Genomic DNA, 17,408 nt, shown 5'->3' with positions numbered 1-17,408 from the left:
CGGGTTGAGTCGCGATGGCTCAACACTACGCCGGGCGTCCTCGAGAGTCAAACCAAGTTGAGTCCACTCATATCAAGTTCGCAGGAACGCGCGAAGGGAGGATGATGTTCGCTGTGCCGCTGCCCTGGGACTTCCAGCCGCTCGCGTCGGATCGCATCCGCCTCGACCTGCTGCGCGACGACGACCTCGACGACCTGTACGCGATGCAGTCCGACCCCGATGTCTGCCGGTATCTGCTGTACGAGGCCCGCACGCGCGAGCAGGTCACCGAGGTGCTGGCGCGTGACCGCGCGGCGACGCGCTTGGCCGAGCGCGGCGACTTCGTGCAGCCGGCGATCCGCGACGTCGACGGCCGGTTCCTGGGCACGATGTACTTCGAACTGCACAGCATCGACGACCGCACCGCCGAGATCGGATGGATCCTGCCGCCCGCTTCTCGAGGACGCGGATATGCCGGCGAGGCGGCCGCGCTGCTCCTGGAGCTCGCGTTCGGCGAACTCGGGCTGCACCGCGTCTTCGCCGAACTCGATCCGCGCAACGGCGCGTCGGTGCGCGTCTGCGAGCGCCTCGGCATGCGGCACGAGGGTCACTTCATCGAGCACATGTGGCTCAAGGGGGAATGGACCGACACCGGGCACTACGCGATCCTCGAACGCGAATGGTGCGCGCGCCCGGTCTCACCCCGGCGCTGACACGCCCGTCGGCGCAGCTCAGCGCGGAGGGGCGGCGCGGCGCTCCTGCTGTCGCCGGGCGGCCCAGGCCGCGAACCTGGGTGCATCCGGCAGCCGTGCCAGCAGCGGGCCGACGACGATGGTGATCAGCACATAGGCCGTCGCCAGGGCTCCGAGCGAACGATCGACTCCGGATGCCACGGCCAGGCCCGCGATGACGATCGAGAACTCCCCGCGGGGCAGCAGGGCGAACCCCGCGCGCCACCGGCCGGCCTCGGCGATCCCCGCTCTGCGTGCCGCGTAATAGCCGGTGACGAGCTTCGTGGCCATCGTCACGACGGCGAGCAGGATGGCGGGCAGAAGCATCGGCAGCAGGTCGGCGGGATCGGTGGACAGGCCGAAGAAGAGGAAGAACACCGAGGCGAACAGATCGCGCAGGGGCGTGAGCAGGCGGTGCGCATGCTCGGCGACCGGTCCTGAGATGGCGATGCCCACCAGGAAGGCGCCGACGGCCGACGACACGTTCGCCTGCGCGGCGAGCCCGGCGACCAGCAACGTGAGGCCGAGCACCGAGAGCAGGAGCACTTCGGCGCTGCGAGACCACACGATCCGCGAGACGAGGTGCCCGTGGCGCAGCGCAACGTAGAGGATCACCAGCACGGAGGCGAGCGCGATGACGACCGTGACGATCCCGGCGCCCAGATCGAGCCCGATCAGCAGCGCCGTCAGCACCGGAAGGTAGAAGGCCATCGCGAGGTCTTCGATCACGAGGATCGACAGCACGACCGGGGTCTCGCGGTTCGCGAGGCGGCCGAGGTCCTGGACGAGTTTGGCGATCACGCCCGACGACGAGATCCACGTGATGCCCGCGAGCGCGACGGCGGCGACGGGCCCCCATCCGAGCAGCAGCGCCGCGATCGCCCCCGGCAGCGCGTTGAGGAGCATGTCGAGGACTCCCGCCGTCCGCGACGTGCGGAGGTTGCCGATCAACTCCTGCGGCGTGTACTCCAGGCCGAGCATGAGCAGCAGCAGGATGACGCCGATCTCGGCGCCGATCTCGATGAACTCCCCGCCGCTCGTGAACGGCAGCAGCCCGCCCTCGCCGAAGGCGAGTCCGCCGAGCAGGATGAGCGGGATCGGCGAGATGCCGAGGCGGCCGGCAAGGCGTCCGAGCAGGGCGATGCCGAGCAGGAGCGCGCCGATCTCGATGAGGACGAGCGCACCGTGGTCCATCTGCTCAGGCCCCGTCGAGGATGTCCGCGAGCTTGTCCAGTCCTTCGCCGGTGCCCACCGAGACGATCGTGTCGCCCACGTGGAGGATCTCGTCGGGCCCCGGCGCCGGAAGCACGCCGCCCGAACGGACGATCGCGACGATCGAGCAGCGGGTGAGCGTGCGCGCGCGGGTGTCGCCCAGAGTCCGGTCGGCATACGGGGAGTCGGCGCGCAGCGTGATCTGGCGCGTGCGCAAGCCCTCGACATCCTGGCGGAGTCCCGCGAGCTGGGTCATGATGACCGACCCGCCGAGGATCTCGCTGAGCGCTGTCGCCTCGTCGTCGGTGAGATTCATGCGCTCGCCGGCACGGTCGGGGTCATCCGTATCGGACAGTGAGATCTCGCGCCCGCCCTCGCGCAGCGTGATGACCGACACACGGCGGCCTTCGTCTGTCTCGATGTCATGGCGCACACCGATCCCCGGGAGGTCAGCGCGCTCGACGTGCACGGCCATGCCCCCATCATGGCATCACGCTCCGGGCCGTGAGGCAGACCGCGTACGCTGAACACGCGGCGCAGCGACGCGTCGCGGCATCCGTCCGGCTCGCAGTGGGACGGGTGCACCGGTCGTTCACCGAAGGGCCCTACCGTGACGAGCATGGAACCCGATGAGCCCCAGTCCGACGCACGGCGCCCGAGACCCCCGAGACCTGCGAACACGGGAGCCGTGGGCGCGGTGACGGGCGTGTTCCAGGACGCCGGATCCGAACAGCCCGTACCCCGCAAGCGGGTCATCTCGTGGGCGATGTGGGACTGGGCCACCCAGCCGTTCAACTCGGTGCTTCTCACCTTCGTGTGGGTGCCGAGCTTCCTCGTCTCGTCGTTCTTCCTCGACCCCGCCGTCGCCCAGAGCGGAATCGTCGACGGCGAGGAGATCGACTGCGACACCGCGATCAATGCAGCAACCGAGTTCTGCCGCGCGTTGGGGGCACTCGACGCGAATCTCGGCTGGGGGATCATGATCGCCGGCATCCTCATCGCGCTGCTCGCCCCCGTGCTCGGCCAACGTGCCGATGCCACCGGGCGCCGCAAACTGATGCTGGGGATCTTCACCGCGCTGCTGATCGGGGCGCAGGCGGCGATGGCCTTCATCCCCGGAGTGCCGGCGTACTTCTGGTTCGGCGTGGCGATGATCGCTTTCGGGAGTGTCGTCGGCGAGATCGCAGGCGCCAACTACAACGCGCTGCTGGCCTCGGTCTCAACCCCCAAGACGGTCGGACGCGTGTCGGGGCTGGGGTGGGGCTTCGGCTACATCGGCGGCATCATCGCGCTCGTGATCGTGGTCGGCCTGATCCTCAGCGGTGTGCTCGACGGAACACAGGCGCTCACCTTCCAACTGATCGCCGCCGGCGCCACGGTATGGACCCTGCTGTTCTCCATCCCGATCTTCCGCAACGTCCCCGAGCCCGCCGCGGCCGCCGACGCCCGACGGGTGGGCTTCTTCGCCGGCTATGTCGAGCTGTTCCGTTCGATCGCTCGGCTGTGGCGCGAGCACCGCCCGACGTTCTGGTTCCTTCTCGCATCCGCCGTCTACCGCGACGGACTCGCTGCGGTGTTCACCTTCGGCACGGTCATCGCCGCGCGCGTCTTCGGTTTCGGCTTCACCGATCTCGTCATCTTCGGAGTGGTGCTGAACCTCGTGGCGGGCATCTCGACGATCTTCGCCGGGCGGCTCGACGATCGCTTCGGTCCGAAAGCCGTGATCCTCGTCGCGATCGGCGGCATCGTGGGGTGCTGTCTCACCGTCTACTTCTTCGCGACCGCCGGACAGACCCTCTTCTGGATCGTCGGCATCGTTCTGGCGAGTCTCGTCGGGCCGGCGCAGGCCGCCTCGCGATCGTTTCTCGCGCGTGTGACGCCCATCGGTCAGGAGGGCGAGATCTTCGGCCTCTACGCCACGACGGGTCGTGCGGCGAGCTGGATGGCGCCGCTGCTGTGGGGCGCGTTCATCGCGCTCGCCGGCAACCAGACGCTGTACGGCATCCTCGGCATCGCGCTCATCCTCGCTGCGGGCTTCGTCATGCTCCTGTTCGTGAAGGCGCCCGCGCGCGCGACGCGCGACTGACCTCGCGCCGCCCGAGCGATCTCAGCGCGCCGGCCAGCCGTCGGCGAGCTTGGTGAGCAGCTGCGCGAGCTGTTCGCGCTCGTCGTCGGTGAAATCGGCGAGGGCCGACACGATCGCCTGGCGCCGCTCGCCGCGGAACCCTCGCTGCATCCGGCGCCCCTGATCGGTGAGCGCGACGCGCGTGCGGCGGGCGTCCTCGGGGTCGGCTTCGCGTTGCACGAGTCCGAGCTCGACAGACTGCTGAACCACACGGGACGCCCGCGGCTGGTCCACGCCGACCGCCTCGGCGATCTGGCCGACGGTCAGCGGGGTGTCGGCGGCCGCGAGCGCCTCGAGCATCCGCATGCGGGCGGGCCCCGCCAGCCGCATCTTGGCGGGTCCGCCCATCCAGGCGCCCGGGTCGAGGGGCCCGTCGCCCCGCCCGCGCCCGTGCGGGTGGTGGCCGTGACGGTGCCCGGAGTGGACGGGCTCGCCGCCCTGGGGGAATCGGCGTCCGCGCAGGCGTCCGAGCGCCGCGGCGATGCGGTCGGCGGGGTCGTCGGTCATGCGCCGATGATACATGTGAGTTGACATGAATCCCATTTACATGTCACACTGCATATACATGTCGGACGACATGCGATAGCACTTCGGATCGGAAGGATCCCCCATGGACAACGACACACAAGACCCCACCACCAGCCCCGACGCCTCCCACCGCCGCCTCGGCGGCCTGCTGCGCTCGGTCGACCACCTCCTCAGTCACGCGTTCGCCGAGGCGCTCGCCGGCGAGGGCGTCGACAGGCGCGACTGGATGCTGCTGAACGTCCTCTCGGGCGAGCACAGCGGCCACGGTGAGCAGGCCGACCGCGTCGCGGCCTTCGCGCAGCGCAAGGGCAAGCGGATGCGGGCCCTCGCCGACCGCGGTTGGGTCGCGCGCGAAGCGGACGGCACCTGGACGCTCACCGACGCGGGCCGCGCCGAGCGCGACCGTCTCGGCGGCATCGTCGACGGTATCCGCTCACGGGTCGCCGACGCCGTCCCGCCCGACGAGTACGCCACGATGGTCGCCTCGCTCGAGGCGATCGCGCGTGAACTCGGCGGCGACGACGCGTCGCCGTGGACCCGGCCGACCGGCCGCGGCATCCGTCACGGCGGCAACCGGCACCACGGTTTCGGCCCCGGTCACGGCTTTGCGCCCGGCCACGGCCCGCACCACGGGCACCGGCACGGCCACCGCACCGACCGTCGGGTGGAGCGCGCCTTCGAGCGCGGCTTCGACAGCGGCTTCCGCCGCGGTCGCGACGCCTGAGGCACCCGGGGCGGGATCAGCCTCCGAGCGATCCCGCCTCGGTGACCCCGACGTCGGTGCGGTGGAAGTTCTGGAACGACCGCGAGGCCGTCGGGCCCCGCTGGCCCTGGTAGCGGTTGCCGTACGGACCCGAGCCGTACGGGTTCTGCGCGGGCGACGACAGGCGGAAGAAGCACAGCTGGCCGATCTTCATGCCCGGCCAGAGCTTGATCGGCAGCGTCGCGACGTTCGAGAGCTCGAGCGTGACGTGGCCGCTGAAGCCGGGGTCGATGAACCCCGCGGTCGAGTGGGTCAGCAGTCCGAGCCGTCCGAGCGATGACTTTCCCTCGAGGCGCGCGGCGACATCGTCGGGCAGCGACACCTGCTCGAAGGTCGACCCGAGCGCGAACTCGCCCGGATGCAGGATGAAGGCCTCGTCGGGTTCGACCTCGATGAGGCGAGTGAGGTCGGGCTGATCCTCGGCCGGATCGATGAATGGATACCGGTGGTTGTCGAACAGCCGGAAGTAGCGGTCCAGTCGCACATCGACGCTCGACGGCTGCACCATCGAGGCGTCCCACGGCTCGACGCCGACACGACCGCGGTCCACCTCGGCCCGGATGTCGCGGTCACTGAGCAGCACGGGAGCCAGCCTAGCCGTCGGCACGCCGGCCACGCGTGCGGCATCCTGCCGAGATGCCGTGGGAGCTCGACGTTCCCGCCATCCGCACCGCCATCGGAGGCTGACGCACCCGCTCTGTTATCCTTGCGAAGCGCCGAAAGGCCGCTCGGGGATGTAGTTCAATGGCAGAACTTCTGCTTCCCAAGCAGACAGCGCGGGTTCGATTCCCGTCATCCCCTCAAAGCCCCGACGGGCGACCGCAGGTCGCGCGGCGGGGCTTTCGCGTTGGTGCCGTCGGAACCGACTCGCAGCGGGGGGTCCCGCTCCGCCAGAGGCTCCGCGCGCCGCGCAGCGGCGGGTGGAGAGGCGGAGTGGCCGATTCCCGTCATCCCCTCACAGCCCCGCAACGTGGCCTGCGGCATGGATCTGGCGGCGTGCTTCGTCGATCGTCGCGAGGATCGAGACCGTCTCATCGTGACCGTGGAGAGGCGACTCCATCCGCCCCTCGTCGACGAAGCGAGCGAGCGCCGTCGCCTCCCACGAGAGCCCGTCGAAACCGACCATGCCGGTCGGCTCTCGCCACGTGACCGACTCCCCCGCGAAGACCTCCGTGCTCGAGAGCGTGAACGATGTCGGCGTGAAGAACGGAGAGGCCAGGTCGACGCGCGCCCGACTGCCTGCGACAGTGGCGACGAGAGGGCTGCGCGTCAGCAGGCCGGTGCTGATCGACGCGTGCCGTCCGCCTGCGTGTGAGAGCGCCAGCGTCGCGTAGGCATCCACTCCCGTCGGGGTGAGCATCCCTTGCGCGAGGACTTCGGTCGGAGGGCCGAGCATCTCCGACGCGAACGCGATCGGATAGATCCCCATGTCGCCCAGCGCGCCACCGCCGAGCTCGGGCCGCCAGACCCGCCGTGAAGGATCGCGGGGCACCGCCTGCCCATGGTCTGCGAGCACCAGTTCGATGTCTCCGAGCACGCCGTCCGCGATCAGCCGCCGGAGGACGCCCGACTGCGGCAGGTAGCGGGTCCACATGGCCTCCATCGCGAACACGCCCGCCTCTCGGGCTGCAGTGAGAAGCCGACGACCGTCGTCGGCCCTGGTGGCGAGCGGCTTCTCGATGAGGACATGCTTGCCGGCGCCGATCGCGAGCATCCCCAGTCGGACGTGCTCGGACTGCGGAGAGGCGATGTAGACGACATCGACGTCGTCGCAGGCGACGAGGTCCTCGTACGACCCGCACGAGCGCGGGATCTCGAAGCGGGCCGCGAAGGCAGCGGCGCGCTCCGGTGACCGCGACCCGACGGCGACCACTCTCTGGTCGGTGAATCGCAGGACCGCCGTGACGAATGCCGCAGCGATCCCGCCGGGGGCGAGCACACCCCAGCGCAGCGACGGCGCGGATCCGCGGGCGAAGACGTCGGCGGGCGGAAGAGTCGTGGGCAGCGTCATATCGGACGGTGCGCGACCGGGATGGCACCCTTGACGGAGTCGCCGAGGGGGACCGGATCGAGGAACCACACGTCGTACGGCCGTTCGAGGAGGCCCACGGTGAGTTCGTTCAGTCGAGCGAGGGGGCCGCCCGAGGCGTGCGCATCGAGGTCGGCGCGAGTGGTCCACCGTTCGACCATGACGACGGTGTCACCGGTCTGTTCGAGGTGCGCAGCGTAGAGCTCGCACCCGGGCTCCGCATGGACCAGCGGCGACACCTCCCGGAAGGACTCGATCACGGCGGGCCCCTGGCCCGGCTTGGCGGTGAGAACGGCGACGACGGTGACGGACATCGATCACACCACCCGGAAGTCGATGCCCAGCAGCGAAGCCGCGGCCCGGTAGGTCGCGGATCGGTGGCCGAGCGAGAGGCTCCAATGATGCCCGACACCGGTCGCCGACCAGGCATCCACCCATTCGCCCGGATCGCGACCGAAGTCGACGCGGCTCGTCGTGTTGCCGATCTCCAGCAGGGGGCCCGGTACAACCGTGCCCTCGGATGCGATGAAGGACAGCGACCCATCCCGGTCCTGTCCGAGTCCGAGCAGCGTGACGGGACCGTGCTGCACGTCGAACTCGACCGATACGCCCCACCCCCGTTTGCCGTGGTAGACACCCAGGCCCCGCAGCAGCGGATCGCGCGAGGCCACCGCCAGATGCGCGGGCCCGTCATGGCCCATCTCGACCACGTTGTCCTCGAAGTTCAGAGCCTGGATCTCGCAGAACGAGCCACCCGCACCGACGACCTGCGTCGCCAACTGCGCGAGAGTCGTACGCAGTTCGTACTCTCCCGTCGCCGGGATGCCGCGAGCCGTCAACAAAGAAGCGCCGAGGATCATGCCGGCGCCCAGCCTCTCGTACTGTTCACCGTCGAGACCGCGGTGGTAGTAGGCGAGCGAATCCAGCGCGAAGTCGTCGACCAGACGGTCCAGCCCTACGGACACTCTCGCGCCCCAGGCGAAGTCCTCGTGCACCACCGTGTCATCGAGCGTGAAGATGCTGCGTGCGAGGTCCATCCTCTCGACGGTCTCCTGCTCGGTGACCGCATCCACACGAACCCGCAGATCGTCGAACTCCAGAACCTCGACGTGCGACCCGAATGTCACCGGGAGCAGCGTCAGATCCGTCGAGACATCCAGCATCCCCGGATACACGTGCCCCATGAGTCCGTGACGCGCATGGCGCAGCGCGGCGCGCACATGGGCCGCGGCGATCCACTGCTCGATGCGGCGCCACGCCGCATCCTGCCGCAGATAGCCGGACACCGAGCGGAAAGGGATGCCCGCGCGCAGGAAGACGTTGCCGACTTCGGGAACGGGGCACTGCCCGCAGTACGCCAGCCACGCACCCGTGTCGAACGCGGCATGGTCCATCTTCTCGGTCGGCTGGAGGTCGATGACCAGCACCGGCGCCCCGGAACGCTGCGCGATCGGAAGCACCATCGAGCTCGTCAGGTAGGTGGTCAGGAACAGCACGATCAGATCGCAATCGACCCTGCGAAGGGCTTCGGCTGCAGCCGCGCCCTCCTGCGCATCCGAGATGAAGCCGACGTCGGTGACATCGGCGTCCATCTCGGCGAAGCGCTCCGAGACGTATCGTGACGATTCCTGCAGTTGCGGCAGCAGCCCGGGGAACTGCGGCCAGTAGGTGCCGAGGCCGCCTGCGACCAGACCGATCCTCGGTCGACGCCGCGCCTTCGGAGCGATCACGGCGGCGGATGCGGTCGGGGTGGTTCTCATGTCTCTCTTCTTTCGTCGTCGCGGTCGCGCCGCATGGTCATGGTGAGGATGTCGCGCGCAGCACGACGGGAAGACGTGTGTTCGGCCGCGAGGCGGACATAATGAGAGGGCGTCTGCGTCGAGCGATGTCGGCGTAGACAGAACGGGGAGTCGGTCCGATGTCGCGCGCACGAGTTCACATCCGAGACGTCGCCCGCGCCGCGGGCGTCTCGGTCGGAACCGTGTCGAACGTCCTCAACGGCCGTACGTCCGTCAAGCCTGAGCTCGCGGCGCGCGTCCGCGCAGCGATGCGCGATCTCGACTACGTGCCGAACAGTCACGCCCGGCAGCTCTCGTCCGGCGCCAGCAGGACTCTGGGCCTGCTGGTGCTCAGCAACTACGATTCGTTCTTCAACACGCTTGCCGAGGCGTCGGAAGACGCCGCCGAGAAGGCCGGCTATTCCGTGCTGCTCGGCGCGAGCTCGCAGCGGGCAGCGCGAGAGACGCGGTACCTCGATCTCTTCGAGGAGCAACGCGTCGGCGGCATCATGCTGGCACCGATCGACGGCGTGACCCCCCGCATGCGCGCCATTCGGGCCAATGGGACTCCGATCGTCCTGTTGGGTGTGCCGGATGCCGGTGACGACTTCAGCGTCGTCCAGTCCGACGCCGAGCACGGCGGCTACATCGCCGTGCGGCACCTCCTCGATCAGGGCCGTCGCGACATCCTGGTGGCCGGGGGCCCGATCCATCAGGTGCGGGGGCGCGTCGACGGCGCCGCTCGGGCGGTCGCAGAGTCGCCCGGAGCCCGCATGGAGTACCTGTCGACGATCACCCTGACCATCGACGAGGGACGACGGGTGGGAGCCCGTGTGCTGTCGACGCCGCCCGACCGGCGCCCCGACGCGATCTTCGCGGCCAATGATCTGCTGGCGATCGGTCTGATGCACGAGATCACGACTGCCGGGGGCATCCGCGTGCCCGAGGAACTGAGCCTGATCGGTCACGACGACATCGAGTTCGCAGCCACCGCCCAGGTACCGTTGACCACGGTGCGACAGCCGGTCGAGCGGATGGCGGAGGCAGCCGTCGAGCTCACGGTCGCCGAGATCGCAGCCGGGCCCGAACGCGAGCAGGTGCGTCGCGTCTACTCGCCCGAACTCATCGTTCGCCACACCTCGCTCCCCACGTCTCTCGCCGCTCACCGGTAGAGCGAAGTGGCGCCCTGCCGGCTGAGCATGAACTCGTGGCCGCCGCGGGCGAGGTCCCTGGCCACTCCCCGAATCCGCACCCGCGCCGAGTCGGAGAGATCCAGGCGATAGCGGATGCTCTCGCTCCCGGAGCGCTCCCATTCCACCTCGGCCGTGCACGCCCCCGCGAGGTGCGCGCGTCCGGCGACGCGGTCGCGACCGAGGTCGTTCACGCGCAGGTCGGCGACCGGCCCCTCCTCGTCGATGTCGAGGTGCAGGCCGAGTCCCCACCGCGACATCTGCCATGTCGGCGCGCCGCCCCAGTAGTGACACTGGCTCCACCGCTCATCGAAGACCTCCCACCAGGTCGTTGCCCCGCGGTCGAGCATCCAGCCCCATCCGGCCCGCCACATGTCGGCGACCTCGGCGCCTCGGCCTGTATCGAGGAGGATCGGGAACGAGTAGTTGGTGAAGTACGGCGTCACCGCACCGGGGCGAACCTGGCTCGGGTCGCGAAGACGGTCAGCGGTGCGGTCGAACGGAAAGGCACGGGCGACGTGCTCCTGAATGAACCGGGCTGCGCCCTCGGCGTCGACGATGCCGCTGTGCACACCCAGCGTCCACGAGTGGTACGGATTCGCGGGATCGATCATCCACGTCGCCAGTACGCGGGCGAGTCTCTGCTCATCCGCAGCGTACTCCTGGGCTTCTTCTCCCTTGCCGATCAGATCGAGCCACCGACGCCAGGCGCGCACTGCGTGATGGACATGGGCCAGCACCGCGAGATTCGGCTGATCTTGGGGAACGCCGTACCCCCAGTCCACGAACGACCACGGCAGGCGGTGACCGCCGTCCGCGTCGATGGAGGCGAGGAGCGCCCGCACGTTGGCTCTCGCGCTCTCTTCCAGCTCCCGCAAGAGCGCGAGATCACCCTCGACCTGCGCGACGTTCACGCAGGCCGTGACCCACTGCGCGGCGTAGGTGCCGAGATAGAGCACCTCGCCCGGACCGCAGCCCGAGACCAGACCGTCGTCGCGTGCTCCCGCGGCTGAGTGCAACAGCGCGCGACGGACCAGTCGGACATCTCCCCACCCGGCACTGAGGAGGTGCAGCGCGCTCGAGACGACGTCACCCACCCACTCGCCGCGTTCCCGGACCGAGTCGATGAGACTGTCTTCGGCAGTGGCCCGCAACGTATCGAGTCCGGTCGCCCAGACCCGATCGAGCAGCGGGTCGCCCGACTCGAAGCGACCGGTGGGCGGGCCCAGGAAGTCGCGCTCGACGAAGCGCGCGTCTGTGACCACGCTGTCGAGGTCGCCCCGCACCCGGACCTCCACGTACCGACCGCCGAGGGACTGCAGCGGCTCGATCACCGTCTCGCCCGCATTGATGGTGAAGTGCTGCAGCATCCGAGTGGGCCCGGCGGACAGAGCGACGACAGGCGAAGGACGGCCGTCGGGGGTCAGGCGCTCGGCGAATCCCACTGTGACTTCGGCCTTCGCGGTGGTCCTCACCTTCAAGGCCACCGATCCCACGCGCACCCGGCCAAGGTCATACCGGAACCAGCGGCCGTCGAGGTCATCCGTCGGATCGGGGTCGTCATCGGCGAGCAGGAACTGCGTGCCGATGTCGTCGAACTCGTAGCCGACATAGGTGTCGCGATACACCCCTGACGCGTGCGGCGTCAGCTGTCGCGATGGCCATGAGGGCAACGCGATGTCGGCGCAGGTGGCGCGACGACCGAGAACCGACAGGTCGACCGGCGTGGTCGCCGTCCATCCTGCGTGCAGGTCGTCGTCCCACCACGCACCGGTGAACGGCGCCGCCTGCCACTCGACCCATCCCAGCAGGGGGCTGACGCGCAGACCGGTCGCGTGGTACTCGTCCAGCTCGCGCCCGCGCCACTCGAGGGGGAGCACGCGCTCCTCGTCGTCGACGAGCCGTACCCAGGCGAACGGCGGCACTGCCGCCGACATCCGGGTGGTCAGCAGTTCCCCCTGCGCGTGGAGCGCCAGGCGGTGCCGCCCCGCGGGCAGATCGATGCGCTGCTCGTGATACTCGGGGAGTGCCGGGGCGTAGCGCAACGGCCCGTGGACGAGGGTCTCGGCGTCGATGCGCAGTCGAAAAGCCCCGGAGGCCTGGACGGCGAGCCGGTATGAGCCGCCGCGATCGACGACGACGTCGGCGACGAACCCCGCGTGCTGGTCGGGTCGCGCCTTCGTCGCGAGCCAGAAGGCGCCGGGGAAGGTCGGCTCCAGCTGACGCCGCACGTCACCCGCGGGTCGCCCGTCGAGGCCCGACCATCCGTGCGGCTCGATCTGCACGGACTCCACCAGTCGGTGCGCGCTGCGCGGGCTCTCCTGCGGGCGCACACTGCCGACCGTGCCGACGCCGCTCACGCATCCACCTCGCTGACGACCCGCCCGCGCGACGGCGGCACGACCGCGTCGTCATACTCAGCGAGTACCCCGCGCGCGCCGTGGGACGGCGTGACGGCGAACGCCGTGGCGAGGTGGGCGACCATCTCCGCCATCAGCTCCGCGCGGACGGCGAGGTACGAAGGATCCCCATAGAGGTTGTGCCATTCGGCGGGATCGGTCTGCAGATCGTACAGCTCTCCTTGCGCCCCCTCGCCGTGCGGGTCGACGAAGACGATCAGCTTGTAACGCGCCGTGCGCCACATCCATGCCGGCGCGGGTTCGTGCATCTCCGCGAACGATCCGGTCCGTCGCGCGCGTCGCAGCAGCGACGTGCCGACCGCCGTGTCATGGACCGGGAAGCCTGCGACATCGGCGATGGTCGGATACAGATCCACGAGTGCTGCCGGACGCTCATCGGTCGTCCCCCGCAGGTGAGGCGCGACGGCTGTGCCCGATACGACGAGCGGCACGCGCACGCTGCTGTCATAGAGGCAGTACTTCGAGAATTGGAAGTTCCTCTCCCCCAGGAGCTCGCCGTGATCGCTCGCGAAGACGATGAGCGCGTTGCTCAGCCGTCCACGCCGCGCGAGTCTGTCGAGCGCCTGACCGAACAGCGAATCCAGCCAGCTGCAGTTCGCCCAGTAGCGCAGCGTCGCCTGGCGTCGCTCCCGTGCGGTGAGCGCACGCCACGCGTCACGCCACCGCTGGCTTCGAGCGCCGAGGAACGGCGAATGGTCATCGCGCACGCGGATGTGGTCGTAGCGGGACTCGTCCCACGGCGGCATCTCCAGGTCGGGGATGTCGTCGATGTCGTAAAGCGCCTCGAATTCGGCGGCCGGATTGTGACCGGCGTGGGGCTTGACGAAGCTGAGGTAGAAGAAGAGAGGCTTGTCGGTGTCGAGATCCGGCCCGTCCAGCCACTCGAGAGCCTTCTCCGCGATCCATCCGTCGGGGTGGTTTCGCGCGGGGATCGTCGAGGTGGCACCGATGTAGCCGAGAGGTTCCTCCTCGCCCGGTCCGTACCCGCGCGTCATCTCCAGATAGGCGGCGCGACCATCCGGATCGCCCTCCTCCTGCCAGTTGACTGCTCCCGTTTCGAGGCCGAGATCGCGTGTTCCGACGACGCGGACGTCGAAGCCTCGTGTCGACGGGGTCTCGGGCGTGCGGCCCCAGTGCGTCTTGCCGAAGCCCGCGGTGAGATAGCCGGCGGCGCGCATCGCCTCGGCGAGAAGCGGTGCCGCCACGGCCGAATCACCCGGCGTCGCCGACTCGTTGGATCGAACGCCGTTCTGCGACGGGTACAGACCCGTCATCAAGGAGTGCCGGCTCGGTACGCACATCGGTGCCTGACATGTCGCCTGGGGAAAGATCACGCCGGCTTCGATCAGGCGATCGAGATTCGGGGTCTTCACGAGGGGATTGTGGACGCCGAGCGCATCCCAGCGCTGCTGGTCCGTCATCAGGAAGATGATGTCGGGCCTGTCATCCGCGGTCATCGAGGGTTGCCTTTCGCCTGAGGAGAGCGCGTTCGTGGCGCGCATGTTCTTGGTCCGCCACGGCCGTCATTCGAGACCCGAGCCGACGATTCCGCGCGTGAACCAGCGTTGGAACAGCACGAACACCAGGAGGACGGGGATCATCGCGACCACGGCTGCCGCGAAACTCACGGCAGGCGAGATGTTGCTGAAGTCGCCCTGGGCCAGCGGCGCGAGCGCGAGGGTCAGAACCCGGGTGTCGGGCCCGGGCGCCGCGACGAGCGGCCAGATGTACATGTTCCAGGCCGTGAGGAAGGTCACCACCGAGTACGAGGCGATGACCGGCTTGGCCAGCGGCAGAGCGATCGAGAAGAAGGTGCGGAACCAGCCCGCTCCATCCAGTCGCGCCGCCTCGATGAGACCGCCGGGAAAGGTCGCGAAGAACTGCCGGAAGAGCAGGATGCCCAAGGACGCGTGACCGACGACGGGCAGGATGAGCCCCGCGAAGGATCCGACCAAGCCCAGTTCGAGCGTCACGATGAAGGTGGGGATGAGCGTGAGGTTGGCAGGCAGGAAGATCGGGATCACGAACATCGCGAGCAGGATCGCCGTGCCCTTCATGGGGACCTTCGCGAGCGCGAATCCCGCCGGCAGGCAGATCGCCAGCTGCAGCACGAGCACCGAGATGACGAAGATGAAGGTGTTCAGCACCGTACGGGGCGTGAGGTAGTCCCACGCGTCGGCATAGTTCTGCCACACCAGTTCACTCGGAACGAGCTTCGGCGGGTATTGCGAGATCTCCTGGAACGACATCAACGAGCCGGACAGGAGGTACAGCAGGGGGAAAGCGATGATGAGTCCGCACACGACGATCGTCGTGTAGCGCCCGTATCGCATGCTCTTCGGTTTCATCGGAAGGACCTCGATCCCAGGACGCGCCCGAGAGCGACGATCCCGACGATGAGCAGCAGCTGGAAGATCGACAGCGCACTGGCATAGCCGACGTTCTGGAAGCTGAAGGCCTGCTCGTATGCGTACAGCGAGAGGCTCCGCGTCGCACCGAGCGGACCTCCGCCGGTCATGATCAACGACACGTCGAGCGAGTTGGCGACGAAGTTGATGATCTGGAGCACGACGACGACGTAGGTGGTCGGCATGACGTTCGGCCAGGTCATCGACCACAGCGTGCGCCACGCGCCCGCGCCGTCGAGTGCGGCCGCCGCGTAGATGTCCTCGGGCACCCTCTGGAGTCCCGCGAGGTAGAAGATGATCACGATCGGAAGCGCGAGCCAGATCATCATCAGCACCAAGGACGGCAGCGCCAGAACCTCACTGTTGAGGAAGTCGATCGGCGGCAATCCGAACGCCCTGAGCAATGCGGCGACAGGACCCTGACGCGGGTCGTACATGAACGACCACAGCACGGCCGACACGGCCACGGACAGGACGACGGGCACGAAGTAGAGCACCCGCAGCGCCGGGACCCCGGGCATGTTCGCGTTGATGAGCACAGCGAGCATGAATCCGACGAGCACGGTCGGGATGACACCGAGTACGACGTACTGGATGGTCACCCACAGTGCGTGCCAGACATCCGGGTCCGAAACCAGCTGGACGTAGTTGTCGAACCCGACGAAGACGGGGGGATTGAAGAAATCCCACTCGAAGAAGCTGAGCGCGATCCCCACCAAGGCGGGGACGATCACGAACGTGGTGAACATGATCACCGCGGGAGTGAGCATTCCCCACGCGGCGACGAGGTCGTAGCGATGCGCCCGCCCACCCGCCGGGCGCGGGGTCTTCCCCGCGCCCGAGCGAGTCACGATGCGCTGAGTGGCGCGCGTGTCAGTCATGTCACTGCAGGAGTGCGTTGAGCGCGTCCTGGGCTTCGGTGAAGGCGACCTCGATGGACACGTCACGCAGCATGACCTTCTGAATGGCCTCTTGCAGCGCGGGGAGCACCTCCGGTGCGACATCCGCCGGGTAGGGCTTCTGCAGGATCGCGTCCTCGATCGAGATCTGGACGGTCGGCACGAAGCTGGCCGGGACGGGGGGAGGATCCTGCTGCCAGGTTCCGTTGTCGATCCCGTCCGTCGTCGCAGGGATGATCCCGTCGTCCTTCGCCACCTCGAATCCGCCGTCGACCGAGTAGAACCACGCGAGGAACTCCCAGGCGACGTCCTTCTTCTCGGACTTCTCGCTGAGCGACAGGGAGTACGCCCCGCCGCCGGTGGTCCGCACGCCGTCGACCAGTGGCATCGGTGCGACGTCCCACTCGCTCTGCATCTGCTCGCGAAGGGCTGCGATGCGAGCGGTCGATGCGACCTCCATGGCAGCCTGCTCGCTGGGGAAGTAGTTCTTGCCCGGATCGTTCGCCAGTGCCGAGTAGGGCACGCCGAAGCCATCGGTGTACGGCTCGAGAAGCGTGGTCCAGGCCTCGATGCCGGCGGCGTCCGCGAACACGAACTCGTTCGCACCTTCGTCGTACATGTCGCTTCCATAGGCGCGCAGGACCGGATACCACTGGAACGGCGTCTCTGCGACACCGAGTGGCGTGACGATGCCGTACACGTCACCGCCCGAGGCATCGAAGATCTGACGCGCGGCGTCGTACATGTCCTCGTAGGTCCAGTCGTCGGTGGGAAGCGGCACGCCGTACTCCTCGAACTGGGCGGCGTTGTAGGTGACCACTCCGCTGTCCGCGCTCACAGGCAGACCGGTGGTCCGACCGTCCTCGCTCTGGAAGAGCCCGAGGAAGTTGGGGGCGAAGCTCGCAGCCTCGAGACCGGATCGCCCTTCGTCGAGCCACTCGGACATGTCCCACAGCAGACCGTTCGCGTCGAGCGTCTGGTTGAGACCGCCGGTGTTGAACAAGACATCCGGCACGGTGTTGCTGAGGTTCAGCGTTGCGAGCTGCTGGATGTAGTCGGCGGGCGACTCGGCCACAGCCTCGACGGTGACGTCGATGTCGGGGTAGGCCTTCTCGAACTCCTCGGCGTACCGCTCGAACTGCGGCGCGAGGGAGGCGATCATGCCGACACGGATCTCGCCGCTGAGTGTCGACGGATCGGAATCGTCTCCCCCACCGGAATCCGCAGTCGAACAGGCGGCGAGTGAGACGACCAGGAGTGCGGCACCGGAAGCGGCGATGAGCCGGCGGGGTGACCTGAGAGGAGTGACCACTGTGACAACCTTCTTTGCTTGGGACAGGAATCCG

General features: G+C 68.5%; 16 protein-coding genes and 1 tRNA gene. 5 read left to right on the top strand and 12 right to left on the bottom strand.

Features of this window, described 5'->3' with window-relative positions; all coding sequences use genetic code 11:
• The first annotated feature begins 113 nt into the window (after window positions 1–113).
• Complete coding sequence (locus ABD663_RS11205) at window positions 114–692, top strand: GNAT family N-acetyltransferase (protein ID WP_344738519.1); 579 nt, start codon at window positions 114–116, stop codon at window positions 690–692.
• An 18-nt stretch (window positions 693–710) separates the two neighbouring features.
• On the opposite strand, the gene ABD663_RS11200 is transcribed toward ABD663_RS11205, so the two are convergent.
• Window positions 711–1,904, bottom strand: coding sequence for a cation:proton antiporter (locus ABD663_RS11200; RefSeq protein WP_344738517.1), 1,194 nt, complete (start codon window positions 1,902–1,904; stop codon window positions 711–713).
• Window positions 1,905–1,908: 4 nt separating this feature from the next.
• Complete coding sequence (locus ABD663_RS11195; RefSeq protein ID WP_344738515.1) at window positions 1,909–2,397, bottom strand: cation:proton antiporter regulatory subunit; 489 nt, start codon at window positions 2,395–2,397, stop codon at window positions 1,909–1,911.
• A 213-nt stretch (window positions 2,398–2,610) separates the two neighbouring features.
• Here ABD663_RS11195 and ABD663_RS11190 point away from each other — a divergent pair, with 213 nt between their 5' ends.
• Window positions 2,611–4,008 (top strand): MFS transporter, encoded by a 1,398-nt coding sequence (locus ABD663_RS11190; RefSeq protein ID WP_344738513.1) that lies wholly within the window; start codon window positions 2,611–2,613, stop codon window positions 4,006–4,008.
• A gap of 21 nt (window positions 4,009–4,029) precedes the next feature.
• Here the strand turns inward: ABD663_RS11190 and ABD663_RS11185 are convergent, their stop codons facing one another.
• Complete coding sequence (locus ABD663_RS11185) at window positions 4,030–4,554, bottom strand: MarR family winged helix-turn-helix transcriptional regulator (protein WP_344738511.1); 525 nt, start codon at window positions 4,552–4,554, stop codon at window positions 4,030–4,032.
• A 103-nt stretch (window positions 4,555–4,657) separates the two neighbouring features.
• On the opposite strand from ABD663_RS11185, the gene ABD663_RS11180 reads away from it, so the two are divergent.
• Entirely contained in the window at window positions 4,658–5,299 is a 642-nt protein-coding gene (locus ABD663_RS11180; protein ID WP_344738509.1) for a MarR family winged helix-turn-helix transcriptional regulator, read from the top strand.
• A 16-nt stretch (window positions 5,300–5,315) separates the two neighbouring features.
• Here ABD663_RS11180 and dcd read toward each other — a convergent pair whose 3' ends face one another.
• Window positions 5,316–5,921 (bottom strand): dCTP deaminase, encoded by a 606-nt coding sequence (gene dcd / locus ABD663_RS11175; RefSeq protein ID WP_344738507.1) that lies wholly within the window; start codon window positions 5,919–5,921, stop codon window positions 5,316–5,318.
• A gap of 147 nt (window positions 5,922–6,068) precedes the next feature.
• On the opposite strand from dcd, the gene ABD663_RS11170 reads away from it, so the two are divergent.
• Window positions 6,069–6,139: transfer RNA gene (locus tag ABD663_RS11170), tRNA-Gly, on the top strand.
• A 154-nt stretch (window positions 6,140–6,293) separates the two neighbouring features.
• On the opposite strand, the gene ABD663_RS11165 is transcribed toward ABD663_RS11170, so the two are convergent.
• From ABD663_RS11165 to ABD663_RS11155, 3 genes are read right to left on the bottom strand one after another with little or no spacing between them, the layout of a single operon-like run.
• A complete protein-coding gene (locus ABD663_RS11165) occupies window positions 6,294–7,349 on the bottom strand; it encodes a Gfo/Idh/MocA family protein (protein ID WP_344738505.1) in 1,056 nt (351 codons plus the stop codon).
• Window positions 7,346–7,681: a putative quinol monooxygenase gene (locus tag ABD663_RS11160; protein ID WP_344738503.1), complete on the bottom strand. Its 336-nt coding sequence runs from the start codon at window positions 7,679–7,681 to the stop codon at window positions 7,346–7,348. Before ABD663_RS11160 ends, ABD663_RS11165 begins: the two co-directional genes overlap by 4 nt.
• Before the next feature lie 3 nt (window positions 7,682–7,684).
• The gene (locus ABD663_RS11155) at window positions 7,685–9,127 is read right to left on the bottom strand and encodes an L-fucose/L-arabinose isomerase family protein (RefSeq protein WP_344738500.1); all 1,443 of its coding nucleotides are present in this window, start codon (window positions 9,125–9,127) and stop codon (window positions 7,685–7,687) included.
• A gap of 158 nt (window positions 9,128–9,285) precedes the next feature.
• On the opposite strand from ABD663_RS11155, the gene ABD663_RS11150 reads away from it, so the two are divergent.
• On the top strand, window positions 9,286–10,317 hold the full coding sequence (locus ABD663_RS11150; RefSeq protein WP_344738497.1) for a LacI family DNA-binding transcriptional regulator: 1,032 nt from the start codon (window positions 9,286–9,288) through the stop codon (window positions 10,315–10,317).
• Here the strand turns inward: ABD663_RS11150 and ABD663_RS11145 are convergent.
• The 5 genes from ABD663_RS11145 to ABD663_RS11125 all read right to left on the bottom strand — a co-directional run bounded on the left by ABD663_RS11145 (window position 10,308) and on the right by ABD663_RS11125 (window position 17,374).
• Window positions 10,308–12,695: an alpha-L-rhamnosidase-related protein gene (locus ABD663_RS11145; RefSeq protein ID WP_344738495.1), complete on the bottom strand. Its 2,388-nt coding sequence runs from the start codon at window positions 12,693–12,695 to the stop codon at window positions 10,308–10,310. The genes ABD663_RS11150 and ABD663_RS11145 overlap by 10 nt on opposite strands.
• The gene (locus ABD663_RS11140; protein WP_344738493.1) at window positions 12,692–14,212 is read right to left on the bottom strand and encodes a sulfatase family protein; all 1,521 of its coding nucleotides are present in this window, start codon (window positions 14,210–14,212) and stop codon (window positions 12,692–12,694) included. The genes ABD663_RS11145 and ABD663_RS11140 overlap by 4 nt, the downstream gene beginning before the upstream one ends.
• Before the next feature lie 66 nt (window positions 14,213–14,278).
• Complete coding sequence (locus tag ABD663_RS11135; protein WP_344738491.1) at window positions 14,279–15,103, bottom strand: carbohydrate ABC transporter permease; 825 nt, start codon at window positions 15,101–15,103, stop codon at window positions 14,279–14,281.
• On the bottom strand, window positions 15,100–16,044 hold the full coding sequence (locus tag ABD663_RS11130; protein WP_344738489.1) for a carbohydrate ABC transporter permease: 945 nt from the start codon (window positions 16,042–16,044) through the stop codon (window positions 15,100–15,102). Before ABD663_RS11130 ends, ABD663_RS11135 begins: the two co-directional genes overlap by 4 nt.
• 1 nt (window position 16,045) lies before the next feature.
• Window positions 16,046–17,374, bottom strand: a complete 1,329-nt coding sequence (locus ABD663_RS11125; protein WP_344738487.1) for an ABC transporter substrate-binding protein — start codon at window positions 17,372–17,374, stop codon at window positions 16,046–16,048.
• Window positions 17,375–17,408: the final 34 nt, after the last annotated feature.

Source organism: Microbacterium awajiense, from assembly GCF_039536545.1.
GTDB classification, from domain to species: domain Bacteria; phylum Actinomycetota; class Actinomycetes; order Actinomycetales; family Microbacteriaceae; genus Microbacterium; species Microbacterium awajiense.
The sequence above is the reverse complement of the archived record's forward strand: the minus strand, read 5'-3'. Positions and strand labels throughout refer to the sequence as shown.

Excerpts from the sequence above, each read along its gene's own strand:
- ABD663_RS11200 (WP_344738517.1), bottom strand. The coding sequence starts at position 1,904 with ATGGACCACGGTGCGCTCGTCCTCATCGAGATCGGCGCGCTCCTGCTC.
- ABD663_RS11195 (WP_344738515.1), bottom strand. The coding sequence starts at position 2,397 with ATGGCCGTGCACGTCGAGCGCGCTGACCTCCCGGGGATCGGTGTGCGC.
- ABD663_RS11185 (WP_344738511.1), bottom strand. The coding sequence starts at position 4,554 with ATGACCGACGACCCCGCCGACCGCATCGCCGCGGCGCTCGGACGCCTG.
- ABD663_RS11180 (WP_344738509.1), top strand. The coding sequence starts at position 4,658 with ATGGACAACGACACACAAGACCCCACCACCAGCCCCGACGCCTCCCAC.
- ABD663_RS11165 (WP_344738505.1), bottom strand. The coding sequence starts at position 7,349 with ATGACGCTGCCCACGACTCTTCCGCCCGCCGACGTCTTCGCCCGCGGA.
- ABD663_RS11160 (WP_344738503.1), bottom strand. The coding sequence starts at position 7,681 with ATGTCCGTCACCGTCGTCGCCGTTCTCACCGCCAAGCCGGGCCAGGGG.
- ABD663_RS11155 (WP_344738500.1), bottom strand. The coding sequence starts at position 9,127 with ATGAGAACCACCCCGACCGCATCCGCCGCCGTGATCGCTCCGAAGGCG.
- ABD663_RS11150 (WP_344738497.1), top strand. The coding sequence starts at position 9,286 with ATGTCGCGCGCACGAGTTCACATCCGAGACGTCGCCCGCGCCGCGGGC.
- ABD663_RS11140 (WP_344738493.1), bottom strand. The coding sequence starts at position 14,212 with ATGACCGCGGATGACAGGCCCGACATCATCTTCCTGATGACGGACCAG.
- ABD663_RS11135 (WP_344738491.1), bottom strand. The coding sequence starts at position 15,103 with ATGAAACCGAAGAGCATGCGATACGGGCGCTACACGACGATCGTCGTG.
- ABD663_RS11130 (WP_344738489.1), bottom strand. The coding sequence starts at position 16,044 with ATGACTGACACGCGCGCCACTCAGCGCATCGTGACTCGCTCGGGCGCG.